10 protein-coding genes are annotated in these 13,713 nt (G+C 43.7%); 8 read left to right on the top strand and 2 right to left on the bottom strand.

Annotated features, from left to right (window positions below):
* The first annotated feature begins 43 nt into the window (after positions 1–43).
* The 7 genes from G589_RS0110735 (at position 44) to G589_RS0110705 (ending at position 12,025) form a co-directional block, all read left to right on the top strand.
* Positions 44–1,720, top strand: coding sequence for a M3 family oligoendopeptidase (locus G589_RS0110735; protein ID WP_026522140.1), 1,677 nt, complete (start codon positions 44–46; stop codon positions 1,718–1,720).
* Positions 1,721–1,787: 67 nt separating this feature from the next.
* Positions 1,788–4,181 carry an ABC transporter substrate-binding protein gene (locus tag G589_RS0110730; RefSeq protein WP_026522139.1) on the top strand — a complete coding sequence of 798 codons (2,394 nt, stop codon included), beginning with the start codon at positions 1,788–1,790 and terminating at the stop codon, positions 4,179–4,181.
* 114 nt (positions 4,182–4,295) lie between these two features.
* The gene (locus G589_RS0110725; protein WP_022768417.1) at positions 4,296–5,282 is read left to right on the top strand and encodes an ABC transporter permease; all 987 of its coding nucleotides are present in this window, start codon (positions 4,296–4,298) and stop codon (positions 5,280–5,282) included.
* Between the two features lie 17 nt (positions 5,283–5,299).
* Positions 5,300–6,961: an ABC transporter permease gene (locus G589_RS21655; RefSeq protein ID WP_026522138.1), complete on the top strand. Its 1,662-nt coding sequence runs from the start codon at positions 5,300–5,302 to the stop codon at positions 6,959–6,961.
* Between the two features lie 5 nt (positions 6,962–6,966).
* Entirely contained in the window at positions 6,967–8,103 is a 1,137-nt protein-coding gene (locus G589_RS0110715) for an ABC transporter ATP-binding protein (protein ID WP_022768419.1), read from the top strand.
* Entirely contained in the window at positions 8,103–9,074 is a 972-nt protein-coding gene (locus G589_RS19640) for an ABC transporter ATP-binding protein (RefSeq protein WP_051192324.1), read from the top strand. The genes G589_RS0110715 and G589_RS19640 overlap by 1 nt, the downstream gene beginning before the upstream one ends.
* Before the next feature lie 176 nt (positions 9,075–9,250).
* Positions 9,251–12,025, top strand: coding sequence for an FAD-dependent oxidoreductase (locus G589_RS0110705; RefSeq protein WP_051192329.1), 2,775 nt, complete (start codon positions 9,251–9,253; stop codon positions 12,023–12,025).
* A gap of 71 nt (positions 12,026–12,096) precedes the next feature.
* Here the strand turns inward: G589_RS0110705 and G589_RS0110700 are convergent, their stop codons facing one another.
* Positions 12,097–12,867 (bottom strand): hypothetical protein, encoded by a 771-nt coding sequence (locus G589_RS0110700; RefSeq protein ID WP_026522136.1) that lies wholly within the window; start codon positions 12,865–12,867, stop codon positions 12,097–12,099.
* Positions 12,868–13,085: 218 nt separating this feature from the next.
* Here G589_RS0110700 and G589_RS0110695 point away from each other — a divergent pair, with 218 nt between their 5' ends.
* Positions 13,086–13,337 carry a hypothetical protein gene (locus G589_RS0110695; protein ID WP_022768423.1) on the top strand — a complete coding sequence of 84 codons (252 nt, stop codon included), beginning with the start codon at positions 13,086–13,088 and terminating at the stop codon, positions 13,335–13,337.
* A 98-nt stretch (positions 13,338–13,435) separates the two neighbouring features.
* On the opposite strand, the gene G589_RS21885 is transcribed toward G589_RS0110695, so the two are convergent.
* Complete coding sequence (locus G589_RS21885; protein ID WP_022768424.1) at positions 13,436–13,609, bottom strand: hypothetical protein; 174 nt, start codon at positions 13,607–13,609, stop codon at positions 13,436–13,438.
* Positions 13,610–13,713 lie beyond the last annotated feature (104 nt).

The following is a 13,713-nucleotide window of genomic DNA, read 5'->3' as shown; positions in this document are numbered from 1 at the left end:
TGATTTTTATAGAAATTTAATAATTTGAAAGAGAGTTTACTATATGAAGTGCTCAGAAATGCCATACAACAGAGTTGATATGGATGAGGTAAAAAAGTTCTTTGAACAGCTCATCGCAGACAGCAAAAATGCAAAAAGCGGTGAAGAGCAGTTTGAGCTTCATAAAAAATATTATGAGTTCATGGCTGATGTCTGGACAAACATCAAGCTTGGAGTTTTCAGACACAACATAGATACAACAGAGGAGTTCTATTCTAAAGAGAACGACTATATTGATGAGATCACGCCTATGATCTCCAAGTATGCAAACGATTATAATAAGGTACTCTTTGAGTCACCTTACAGACCCTACCTTGAGGAGAAGATCAGCAAGGTAGCATTTAAGAACATAGAGCTTGCCAACAAGTCAATCGATGACAAGATCCTTCCTCTTATGCAGGAAGAGAATGCTCTTATCAGTAAATATGACAAGCTGATAGCATCTGCCAAGATCATGTTCGACGGTGAGGAGTGCAATATTTCACTCCTTCGCAAGTACCTTACCAGTGAGGACAGAGATACCAGAAAACGTGCATGGAAGGCTCTTTCCGATTACTTCATGTCTGTGACCGACGAGATCGATGACATCTATGACAAGCTGGTCAAGAACAGAACACAGCAGGCTAAAGAGCTGGGCTATGATAATTATGTAGAACTCGGCTACAACAGAATGAACAGAAACTCTTACAGAAGGGCTGAGGTTGAGAACTTCCGTAAGCAGATCAAAGAGTCTTTTGTTCCCTTTGTATGCAAGATCCAGGAGCAGAGAAAGAAGCAGATCGGCGTAGACGAGCTTAAGTACTACGACAATGATATGTTCTTTAAGAACGGTAATCCTAAGCCTACAGGAACTCCTGAAGAGATCATGAAGGCCGGACAGGAGATGTACAAAGAGCTTTCTCCCGAGACAGCAGAGTTCTTTGATTTCATGATTGAGAACGAGCTCTTCGATGTCCTTGGACGCAAGACCAAGAAGGCCGGCGGATACATGGATTTCCTTCCCAAGTACAAGTCACCCATCATCTTTGCCAACTTCAACGGAACCAGCGGAGATGTGGATGTTATCACCCACGAGTGCGGACATGCATTCCAGGGTTATGTTACAAGAAACGATGAGATAGTTGAGCACAATGACATCACCATGGAGACAGCAGAGATCCACTCCATGTCCATGGAATACTTCACCTACGGATGGATGGACAAGTTCTTCGGTGACAGAGCAGATGACTATTTCACAATGCACCTTCAGGATTCAGTAACCTTTATCCCTTACGGATGTATGGTTGATGAGTTCCAGCACATTGTATATGACAAGCCTGAGATGACTCCCGCAGAGAGAAAGCAGGTTTGGAAAGACCTTGAGAAGACCTACAGACCATGGCTTGACTTTGACGGCGATGAGTTCTTCGGAGAGGGAGGATACTGGCAGAGACAGGGACACATCTTCTGGAATCCTTTCTACTATATTGATTATGTTCTTGCCAGCGTTGTGGCTATGCAGTTCAAGGTATGGATGGACAAAGACTATCAGGATGCCTGGAAGCATTACCTGCAGCTCTGCAAGCTTTCAGCCAAGGACTTCTACGAGCCTATGCTTGCCGAAGTCGGACTTAAGAGCCCGTTTAAGGACGGAACCATTAAGGAACTGGCAGATGATATGAATGCCAAGATCTTTGGTTAATATGATTTATTTGTCTTTCTATATTTCTATGAGGGGCATTTAAATAAATACAAAAGGAGGAATGTTTATGAAAAACAGAAACAAAGTGTTGTCTGTACTTCTTGCTACATCTCTTGTTCTTGGAACAGCAGCTTGTGGCGCACAGCAGCCCGCATCTGACAATACAGGCGCTGATACACAGCAGGCAACAGAAAACACCGGTGATCAGGCAACTGAAGCCGCTTCTACAGAAGAAGTAGCATCTGGTTCTGACGCACCACTGGTAATCGCATCTGATGATTTTTCAGAGAAATTCAGCGAGTTCTTTGCTGCATCCGTACCGGATCAGCGTGTAGCTGATTTCACATCAGTAGCTCTTCTTGGCAATGACCGTGCAGGTGAGCTCATCTACAACGGTATCGAGGGAGAGACTAAGACTTACAACGGAACTGATTACACCTATCAGGGAATTGCTGATTGTGTTGTAACAGAGAACGCTGACGGAACAGTTGACTATGAGTTCAAGCTTCGTGATGGCGTTAAGTTCTCAGATGGTGAGGAGCTCACAGCTGATGACGTAATCTTCTCATATTACGTTTACATTGATCCTTCATACGACGGAAGTGCTTCAACATACGCTCTTCCTATTAAGGGTCTTGCAGAGTACAGAAGCGGATCAGATACACTCTTTAACCTTCTTGTTAAGGGCGGAGCTGATAACACAGACTTCACATTCGTAACAGAAGATCAGCAGAAGAAGTTCTTCGAGACAGATCTTCCTGAGGCAGGTGCAAAGTTTGCTCAGTCAATCGCAGACTACTGCACAGCTAAGGGTTATCTTGCAGCTACAGAGGCAGTTGCTAAGGCAGACATCGCTAACGCAATGGCTAACTGGGGCTTTGCTAAGGATAACGAGGACGGAACAATCACAACTGCTGCAACAGGAACAACATTTGATGTTGCAGGTGGACAGGCTCCTACAGCAGAAGATTTCTGGAATGAGATGATGGAATCTTACGAAGGAGATGTAGTTACTCTTTCTGACACAGAGCAGGCTGATTCAGGAATCCTTGATTTCCTTTCAGATGACTACAAGGTTGCTATTGAGACAGGTGATTCTGTAGATCACGTTGAGGGTATTCAGAAGGTTGATGACCACACTGTAAAGATTACTCTTACAGAGGTTGATGCTACAGCTATTTACCAGCTCGCAATCATGGTATCACCTATGCACTACTATGGTGATCCTTCAAAGTATGATTATGACAACAACAAGTTCGGATTTGAGAAGGGTGACCTTTCAAGCGTTCGTGCTAAGACAACAACTCCTATGGGAGCAGGCCCTTACAAGTTCGAGAAGTTCGAGAACAAGATCGTTTACATGACAGCTAACGAGAACTACTGGGAAGGCGTTCCTGTAACTAAGAACCTTCAGTTCAAGGTTACATCAAATGCTGATAAGGAGAGCGGTGTAGTTCAGGGTACAGTTGATATCTCTGATCCTTCAGCTTCTAAGTCAGCTCTTGAGCAGATCGCCGGCGAGAACTCAAACGGTGAGATCTCTGGTGACAAGCTCACAACAGTTCTTACAGACTACAGAGGATACGGTTATATCGGTATGAACTCTGAGAACGTTTGTGTAGGCGGAGAGAACGGCAGCGAGGCTTCTAAGAACCTTAGAAAGGCTATCGCAACTGTAATTTCAGTTTACCGTGACGTAACAATTGATTCTTACTATGGCGAAGCTGCTTCAGTTATCAACTATCCTATTTCTAACACATCATGGGCAGCTCCTCAGGCTTCAGATCCTGATTACAAGGTAGCATTCTCTGTTGATGTTAACGGAAATGATATCTACACAGCAGGAATGAGCGAGGATGAGAAGTATGCAGCAGCTCTTGAGGCAGCTCTTGGCTACTTCGAGGCAGCAGGTTACACAGTAACAGACGGCAAGCTTACAGCAGCTCCTGAAGGTGCTAAGCTTGGTTACGAAGTAATGATCGGTGGCGGCGGATCAGGTGATCACCCTTCATTCGGTATCCTTACAGCAGCTTCTGAGTCACTTAAGACAATCGGCTTTGATCTTCAGATCAACGACCTTTCAGACACATCCATCCTTTGGAATGCTCTTGAGGCCGGCACAGCAGAGCTCTGGTGCGCAGCTTGGCAGACAACTCTTGATCCTGATATGTTCCAGATCTATCACTCAGAGGGTGGTAGCGCAGGTCATTACAGAATCTACTCAGATGAGCTTGATAAGCTCGTTCTTGAGGCAAGAACTGTAACAGATCAGGCAGTTCGTAAGGCTCTTTACAAAGAGGCTCTTGACTTCGTTGTTGATTTTGCATGTGAGATCCCTGTATATCAGAGACAGGATTGCAACATCTTCAGCACAGAGAGAATCAATGTTGACACTATCACACCTGATCAGACAACATACTACACATATCTCAACGAGATTCATAAGATTGCTATGAACTAATATGCTTTAATAAGTATATATTTGGTGGCAAATCGCAGTGCACGTTTGTGCACTGCGATTTCTGCGCCAAAAGATTTGATTTTGTTTTTCTACTAGATAAGGAGCACCATTACAATGAAGAAGTTTATAATTAGAAGACTGCTTATATCTGTTGTTCTTCTATTCTTTGTATCTATGATCATTTATACAATAATGCGTCTGATGCCTACATCTTACGTGGAGACTCAGGCAATGACACTTGCCCAGAGACCCGGATCAAAGTCATTTCAGGAGTGGGTTGATCAGCTCAACGCACAGTATGGTCTGGATACCGGCATAGTTCAGGGATACTTCAGATGGCTATCTAAAGCGATTAGACTGGATTTTGGAGATTCCTGGTATTTCAATCAGCCTGTTCTTCAGAAGTTCTCCAGTGTTATCTGGTATTCATTCGGACTCGGACTTGCTGCATTTATTATTGAGATTTTAATTGCTATTCCTGCCGGAATCGTAGCAGCAAGAAAACAGTATTCAATTGCAGACTACGCAATAACAGTTATTGCACTCATCGGTATTTCACTGCCGAGCTTTTTCTTTGCGACAATTTTGAAATATGTCTTTTCCATCAGACTCGGATGGGTTGATCTGTACGGTATCGTAAGCCGTATGCATGAGACTATGTCCGATGCGGGAAAAGTTTTAGATATGGTTAAGCATATGGTACTTCCTACACTTACGCTGGTTGTTGTAAGTATCGGATCCCTTATGCGTTATACACGTGCCAACATGCTCGAGGTTCTGAATTCTGATTACATCAGAACTGCAAGAGCAAAGGGTCTTCCTGAGAACAAGGTTATCAATCACCATGCCTTCAGGAACACACTTATTCCTATCGTTACACTTCTCGGCGGATCACTTCCGGGACTCTTTGGTGGTGCTATGATCACTGAGACTCTCTATCAGATCCCCGGAATAGGATATACGTTCTATCAGTGCGTAACTCAGGGAGATATTCCTTTTGTTATGTTCTACATGGTATTTATGGCTGTCCTTATTCTTCTGGGCAACCTCATCGCAGATATCACATATGCTCTTGTTGATCCAAGAGTACGAGTAAATTAAGAAAGGAGGAAGAAGAAATGGCTAATGAAAATATTGAGAAAAAAGATATGAGCCTTGATGATGCAAACAGAGTCAGAGTTCTTTCTCCCGGAATGATGGTCTTTAAGAGATTCATCAGAAACAAACTCGCTATTGTAGGTATCGTTATTATAGTATTTATGTTCCTGTTCTCATTCATAGGAGGTCTTTTAAATCCTTATTCACAGAGTCAGGTATTCTATACAACAGAGCAGATCCTTAAGGATTATGCCGGAGCAACAGCTATAGATCAGTATCAGATCTATCAGGTAGATGGAGTAAAGCTTCCATCAGATATTTATTCAAAGACACTTATCGCTGCTTCCACAAACAAGTTCGTATTTGAGACCAGAGACGGTTCACTTTTAGGGCTTGGAAATGTAGGAGAGGGTGTATATCGTATCTTCTCTTTGGAAGAAGTAAATATGCTTCTTAAAAAGAATGCTGCTTATGATGAAGCAGTAGCAGCAGGTGAGAACTTCTTTGTTGACAAAGACGGTAAGACTTATGTTTTCCAGGACAACGGCGACCCAATGCCATCTGTTTATGAAGCAACAGAGATGGGCGTAGCTGCCATGAAGTCTTTCACAACTTATGAAAAGGACGCCAAGCTTTCATACGAATTCTACTGCGGCGCTCTGACAGCCGTTGCTGATGGAGAGAAGTCTTTTGAAGCAGACGGCAAGACATATTCCGTTGATGGAGATGTCATTACTGATGGCACTACAGAAGTTGCTCTTGTTTCTGATGTCAACTTCAATGCTGCCAATGCAGGTGTGTTCATCAGCCCTGCATACAAGGAGGCTGCTATGGCTGCAATCGAGGCAGGACAGACTTCCTTCAATTTCGCTGATGAAGACGGAACCGAGATCGAGTACAGGATCGAGAACAAGAACGGACAGTACACCTTCAGAAGATTCCAGGAGACACGAGTTATCGATACATACGCAAGACCTTCAGCTAAGCACTGGGTTGGTACAGACGCTAATGGCATGGACCTTCTTGCAAGACTTATGTACGGTGGACGTATCTCACTTCTTATCGGATTCGTTGTAATCTTCATTGAGGTATTCATCGGAATGATCATCGGTGGTATCGCAGGCTTCTTCGGAGGCTGGGTAGATAACCTCCTGATGCGTATCGTAGATGTTGTTTACTGTATTCCTACAATGCCTCTTTACCTGATCCTTGGTTCAATCATGGACTACTATCAGGCAAGCGCAACAACACGTATTTACATGCTCTGCGTTATCATGGCTGTTATCGGATGGGTTGGTATTGCCCGTATCGTAAGAGGACAGATCCTTTCTCTTCGTGAGCAGGAGTTCATGGTTGCAGCAGAAGCAACAGGTATCAGTACTTACAGACGTATCTTTAAGCACCTTATTCCAAATGTAGTTCCACAGCTTATCGTATTCGCAAGTATGGGACTTGGTGATGTTATCCTTGCAGAGGCTACACTTTCATTCCTTGGACTTGGTATCAAGTATCCTGCAGCTTCCTGGGGATCGATCATCAACGCGGTTAATGATTCTTACGTTATGAGCAATTATGTATTTGTTTGGCTTCCTGCCGGCGTATTCATCCTGCTTACGGTTCTTGCCTTTAACTTTATAGGTGACGGACTTCGTGATGCGTTTGATCCAAAGATGAAGAGGTGATAAAGATGGCTAAAAAGGATAATTATATTTCTGCCAGGGAGTCGAGAAGGATTTCAAGAGAAAACCGTAAGATCACTGCAGCAATTGAGAAAAAGAGAAACAGAAAAAACATTCCGGAGAGCGAGTATGTTACTCAGATGAAGAATCCGGATAACTGTGTAGAGTTTGATAATGTACACACATACTTCTTTACAGATATAGGAACAGTTAAGGCTGTTGACGGTGTTTCCTTCGAGGTACCAACAGGTAAGACTGTAGGTATCGTTGGTGAGTCAGGATGCGGAAAGAGTGTAACTTCTCTTTCACTTATGCAGCTGGTTCAGCGTCCTTCAGGACAGACTGTCGAGGGTGAGATAAGATTCAACACCGGAGATAAGGCTATTAACGTAGTAAATGCACCTGCATCATACATGCAGAAGCTCCGTGGTAATTCCATGGGTATGATCTTCCAGGAGCCTATGACCAGCCTTAATCCCGTATTTAGAATCGGCGATCAGGTTGATGAGGTAATAAAGCTTCACAATCCCGATATGAGCGCTGATGATGTTAAGGCAAGAACACTTGAGATGCTTCAGCTTGTTGGTATTGCCAACAAGGAGGGTGTTTATAAAATGTATCCTCATGAGCTTTCAGGTGGTATGAGACAGCGTGTCATGATCGCTATGGCTCTTGCCTGCGATCCTAAGCTTATCATTGCCGATGAGCCTACAACAGCTCTTGACGTTACCATTCAGGCACAGATCCTTGACCTTCTGCGTGACCTTAAGGACAAGATCAACTCATCTATCATGCTCATCACCCATGACCTTGGTGTTGTAGCTGAGATGGCTGATTTCGTTGTTGTTATGTACGCCGGAAGAGTAGTAGAAAAAGGTACTGCTACAGAGATCTTCAAGGATCCAAGACATCCTTACACCATCGGACTTATGAATTCAAAGCCTGTGGTTGGTAAGCACGTAGATAAGCTCTACAGCATACCCGGTAATGTACCTAACCCTATTGATATGCCCAATTATTGCTATTTCAAGGATAGATGTGAGATGTGCACAGAAAAGTGTAACGGCGCTTATCCTAAGACTTATAAGGTATCACCTACACACGAGGTTGCCTGCTACAGATGTGAGGAAGGAGGGCTTAACTGATGGAAAATATATTAGAAGTTAAAAACCTCAAGAAATACTTCCCCATTAAGGGCGGCTTCTTTGGAGGTGTTACAGGAGAAGTTAAGGCTGTTGACGATGTTTCTTTTACCATCAAAAAAGGAACAACAATGGGACTCGTTGGAGAGTCGGGCTGTGGTAAGTCAACAACAGGACGTACAATCTTAAGACTTATTGAGAAGACTTCAGGAGACATCATCTTCAATGGTCAGGATATCAGTACACTTGATAAGAAGCAGCTCCGCGAGCTCAGAACCAAGATGCAGATCATCTTCCAGGATCCGTACTCATCTCTTTCACCAAGACTTCCTATCGGTGAGATCATTGGAGAGGCTGTAAGAGAGCACGGACTTGTACCAGCATCAGAGTATGATGAGTACATCAGCAATATCATGAAGGAGTGCGGACTTCAGGAGTACCACAAGGACAGATATCCTCATGAGTTCTCCGGCGGACAGAGACAGCGTATCTGTATCGCAAGAGCCCTTGCTCTTAAGCCTGAGTTTGTTGTATGTGATGAGCCTGTTTCAGCGCTTGACGTTTCTATCCAGGCCCAGATCATCAACCTGTTAAAGCAGCTTCAGGAGGACAGAGGACTTACATATCTGTTCATTTCTCATGACCTTTCTGTAGTTGAGCACATTTCCGATACTATTGGCGTAATGTATCTTGGAAATCTGGTTGAGACAGGTAATACAGAGGATATCTTTGCAAATCCTCTGCACCCATATACAAAGGCATTGTTCTCTGCAATTCCAATGCCTGATCCTGATATCAAGAAGGACAGAATCCTGCTTCAGGGAGATATTCCTTCACCTGCAAACCCACCTAAGGGCTGCAAGTTCCATACAAGATGTTCTCAGTGTATGGCTAAGTGTAAAGAGGTTGCTCCTACTCCTAAGGATATGGGAAACGGACACGTTGTTTGCTGCCATCTTTACGATGAAAACTGAGCATTTTGGAAACTGAATAAGTAATGCATAAAAGGCGGTGAAAATCGCCTTTTTTTGCGGAAAAATCGCGGTTTTTATGTTAATATATAAGATAGATAAGAATGTTAATTTTTATTTTAAGAAAAAGGGGATAGATTATGGCAAAAACTATGGCTGAATGGAAAATCGGCGATCCTATGATCAACGAGAATGACTTTTGGCAGGACGAGAACTATGTGGCAGAAGATCCTGAAAAGGAAAAAATGGTTCTTGAGCTGGCAACTCTCATTACTGATCGTATGATCAAAAAAATCACCAAGAAGGTCAATAACAGAGATCCTGAGTACTGGATGCTTGACCGGGTTCTTAACAAGGAGCAGGTAAGGTTCTGTCTTAACTTCAAGAAGACACGTGTACCTTATTCAATTCCTGAGCTTGCTAAGATGAACAACATGACAGAAGAAGAGTGTACCAAGATGGTTCACGACCTCAGATTTATCGGTATCATCGAGCAGAACAGGGCCAAGACACCTGATAAGCACCTTCAGTATGAGCTTCCTATTTTCGTTCCGGGATCAGCTGAGTTTATGATGATGCAGGATAAGATCACTGATGAGCATCCTGAGATGGCTACATTCTTTAACCTTATGACACAGCTTCCACTTCAGGGAATCACTGAGTCTGTTCCACCCGGAGGAGCCGGCATCGGAATGCACGTTATTCCCGTTGAGAAGGCTATCTCACTTGAGAATCAGTCAGTTCCTGTAGAGCATCTTTCACGCTGGATCGACATGTATGACAAGTACGGTATTTCAGAGTGCTCATGTCGTAAGCAGCAGGCTATGCGTGGAGAGGGAAGCGGAGAGATCCGTGGTGACTACTGCATCGGTATGGGAGATATGGCCGAGTACATGGATGACCGTGGAATCGGACACTATATCACCAAGGAAGAAGTTTATGAGATCTTAGAGAGAGCAGAGCGTCACGGCTATGTTCATCAGATCACAAATATTGACGGCGAGGGCAAGATTGTTGCTATCTGTAACTGTGCTCCCGGAGTATGTAACGCTCTTCGTACATCACAGCTCTTTAACACACCTAATATGTCAGCATCAGCTTACAGAGCTCATGTTGAGAAGGAAAAGTGTGTTGCCTGCGGTAAGTGCGTAGAGGTATGTCCTGTCGGTGCTGCCAAGCTTGGTCAGAAGCTTTGCAAGAAGAACGGCACAGAGGTTACATATCCTAAGAGTGAGCTTCCCGATAACAAGAAGTGGGGACCTCACAAGTGGAACTACAACTATCGTGACGATGCCAAGATCAACTGCTATGACACAGGTACAGCGCCTTGTAAGACTGCTTGTCCTGTTCACCTTTCGGTTCAGGGATATATCAAGATGGCTGCAGAGGGCAGATATGAAGACGCTCTTAAGCTCATCAAACAGGATAATCCATTCCCTATGGTTTGTGGTGCTGTCTGCAACAGACGTTGTGAGGACGCATGTACAAGAGGAACCATCGACCAGCCTCTTGCTATCGATGAGATCAAGAAGTTCATCGCTTCTCTTGACCTTAAGGCAGATAAGAGATATGTGCCTCTTTGCGAGAAGCATGACGGCGGTATGTGGGGCGATGAGTACAAGGTAGCAGTAATCGGTGGAGGTCCGGCAGGTCTTTCAGCTGCTTATTACTTAAGGCTCAACGGCTATCCTGTAACTGTTTTTGAAAAGGAGAAGAGAGCCGGCGGAATGCTTATGAACGGTATTCCAAGCTATCGTCTTGAGAAGGACATCATCGAGGCAGAAATCGATGTTATAAAAGAAATGGGCGCTGAGTTTAAGTGCGGCGTAGAAGTAGGAAAAGACATTACAATCGAGCAGCTTCGTGCTGAAGGCTATAAGGCATTCTTCATCGCTATCGGTATGCAGGGCGGAAGAATGGCAGGAGTTCCCGGTGAGGATTCCAAGGGAGTTCAGACCGGTGTTGATTTCCTTCGTAACATCAACCAGGATCACTCCATTAAGCTTAATGGCGAGACTGTAGTAATCGGTGGCGGTAACGTTGCTATCGACGTTGCAAGAACTGCTGTCAGAGCAGGAGCAAGCAAGGTTACAATGCTCTGCCTTGAGAGTGAAAAAGAGATGCCTGCAGCCAAGGACGAGGTTGCTGAAGCCAAGGAAGAGGGCATCGAGGTTAAGAACGGCTGGGGACCTAAGGAAGTTCTTTCCGAGAATGGCCATGTAACAGCTGTTGTATTTAAGAGATGTACTTCAGTATTTGACTCAGAGCACAGATTCAGCCCTCAGTATGATGAGAACGATACAATCACAATTCCTTGTGAGAATCTGCTTCTTTCTATCGGACAGTCAGTTCAGTGGGGAGACCTTCTTAAGGGAACAAAGGTTGAGCTCAACAGAAACGGCACAGCAAAGGCTGACGCACTCACAAGACAGACAGCAGAGCCTGATATCTTCGTAGGAGGAGATGTATTTACAGGAGCTAAGTTCGCCATTGATGCTATTGCAGGTGGAAGAGAAGGCTACGTATCCATCAACCGTTTCGTTCATAAAGGAAACCGTCTTGACCTTGCCCGTGACAGAAGAGAGTTCATCGAGCTTGATAAGGACGATATTAAGGTTGAGAGCTTTGACAACGCACAGAGACAGATTCCGGGCAAGAAAGCCGGAATTGCCAAGGATACCTTTGATGATCTTAGACTTACTCTTACTGAGGAGCAGGTTAAGACTGAGGCAGCAAGATGTCTTGGATGTGGTGCTACAACCGTTGATGAGAACCGTTGTATCGGATGCGGACTTTGCACAACCAAGTGTGAATTCGACGCTATCCACCTTACACGTGATATGCCTGCTGCAAGCACAATGTACAGATCTGAGGATAAGCTCAAGGCTGTTGGACCATACGCAGCAAAGAGAGCAGGTAAGATCATTATCAACAAGCTCACAGGCGGCAAGTAATCCGGTAATAAAGCATAAAAATATGGGAGTAGGTTTCAAGGAACCTGCTCCCATTTATTTGCTTAAATTTCTCAATTATCTGTAGATGATTCTGATGAAGCTGCGGAAGAACTCTCTGTTGCTGATGTGTCCGTTTCAGTTGCAGGAGCTCCTGTCCCTGCGATCGAGCTGTCATAGCTCTGAACAGATGTCACATACCAGGTGCCTGTTTCTTCGTTCTTGGAAAGGTTAAGAGCGATGAGATAGGATACCGGTTCAGAAGACTCTATAGCCTCTTCATAGATATCTACCGCCAGGAGAATAATATCGTTATAAGCCTTGGCTATGGCTGCGTCCTGACCCTGTTCCTCTGTGATCTTTAAAAGCTCGTCCTGACTGCTGACGTTGTACTCATCGGTAGCAGCAGTAAATTTGGCCTGTGTATCCTCACTGGTAATAACATCATAGGGAAAACTTGCCTTCATGGTGACGTAAGCAGTAGCAGTTCCATCATCATTTAACGAAACCTCTGTGATCTGATATTCCTCCATAAGAGTGGAGTACATAGTTCCCAGTTCGTCCAGCTTGGCTACTGTTGTATCATCCAGCTCCGGATTGCCGAGCTTACTTGTGAGATCTTCTTTTAGATAATTCTTGTCGAAAAGAGCTACGAAAGAACCTGTGGATACCTCTGAAGAAGAGTAATTGTTAATGGCGTTGGTATCTCCGGTCTTAACGGCTTCCATAAAGCCTTCGGCAGCTTCCTTGGCTGCACTCTTATCCTGTGAAGAACAGCCTGTTAAAGCAGACAATGACAGCAAAACTGCAACAGCTGTTGCAGCTATTTTCTTATTTCTGATCATGATAAAACTCCTTAAAACAAATATAGTCGCAAGTGGCTTGGCCACAAATATTACATTTTCTGTAACACCTTGCCTAGTATAGCATATTATAGCTATTTCTCCAACTTTTTTTATTCTTTTAATAATTGCCTTATGCAATCAGTGATAAAATGTATTTAGTGGTCTAAACGTAATTGCAATGATAAATTAACAATTATATAACGCAAGGAGGGTTATCGATGAGAGTACTTTTTGGTGAAGGAATTGTTAAGGAAGTCGAAGAAGTGGAAGTTAAGCCACTTGACTTTGGAGACGGCCAGATTTCCGGAACAGAGATTGATTTTGCTCTTACCAGCGGAGATCATATCAAATATATTTACAGTCAGAATGTTCCGATTGAAGAATCGGGTTCAAGAGCTATAGATTTCGTCAGAAAGCTGTATGAGGATGGAAAGGCAGACTTTACACACGAACCTGTAGAAATGCTCTAAAAACAGCCAATAATTGCAAAATAAAAGGTCCTGAGCTTTCAAAGCACAGGACCTTTAATATTGCTGCGTGATTTCCATAAGATTCTCCTATCTGATTATCAGCGCTTTCCAAGACGACCTTGGTTCTTAAGTTCGATTAAAAGATCAAAAACAACCCCCAGTGGCAGACCGGTAATATGAGCTACTTTTTCAGGATCAGGATAATACTCATTCTCGCAATCGTGAAGAATGCAGTCAATTACTTCCATTTTTGCATCACATGTAGCTGTCATACACATTTCTCCTCCTTTCTTAAATTGTAAAAATACTCAGTAGCAGATATTTCCTGCTACTGAGTATTATAACGTAATTATGTATGCCAAGTTAAGGCTTTTGT

Origin of the sequence: Butyrivibrio sp. VCB2001 (genome assembly GCF_000423965.1) — a bacterium.
Taxonomy (GTDB): domain Bacteria; phylum Bacillota; class Clostridia; order Lachnospirales; family Lachnospiraceae; genus Butyrivibrio.
The sequence above is the reverse complement of the archived record's forward strand: the minus strand, read 5'-3'. Positions and strand labels throughout refer to the sequence as shown.

Excerpts from the sequence above, each read along its gene's own strand:
- G589_RS0110715 (WP_022768419.1), top strand. The coding sequence starts at position 6,967 with ATGGCTAAAAAGGATAATTATATTTCTGCCAGGGAGTCGAGAAGGATT.
- G589_RS0110695 (WP_022768423.1), top strand. The coding sequence starts at position 13,086 with ATGAGAGTACTTTTTGGTGAAGGAATTGTTAAGGAAGTCGAAGAAGTG.
- G589_RS21655 (WP_026522138.1), top strand. The coding sequence starts at position 5,300 with ATGGCTAATGAAAATATTGAGAAAAAAGATATGAGCCTTGATGATGCA.
- G589_RS0110735 (WP_026522140.1), top strand. The coding sequence starts at position 44 with ATGAAGTGCTCAGAAATGCCATACAACAGAGTTGATATGGATGAGGTA.
- G589_RS0110725 (WP_022768417.1), top strand. The coding sequence starts at position 4,296 with ATGAAGAAGTTTATAATTAGAAGACTGCTTATATCTGTTGTTCTTCTA.
- G589_RS21885 (WP_022768424.1), bottom strand. The coding sequence starts at position 13,609 with ATGACAGCTACATGTGATGCAAAAATGGAAGTAATTGACTGCATTCTT.
- G589_RS19640 (WP_051192324.1), top strand. The coding sequence starts at position 8,103 with ATGGAAAATATATTAGAAGTTAAAAACCTCAAGAAATACTTCCCCATT.
- G589_RS0110700 (WP_026522136.1), bottom strand. The coding sequence starts at position 12,867 with ATGATCAGAAATAAGAAAATAGCTGCAACAGCTGTTGCAGTTTTGCTG.
- G589_RS0110705 (WP_051192329.1), top strand. The coding sequence starts at position 9,251 with ATGATCAACGAGAATGACTTTTGGCAGGACGAGAACTATGTGGCAGAA.
- G589_RS0110730 (WP_026522139.1), top strand. The coding sequence starts at position 1,788 with ATGAAAAACAGAAACAAAGTGTTGTCTGTACTTCTTGCTACATCTCTT.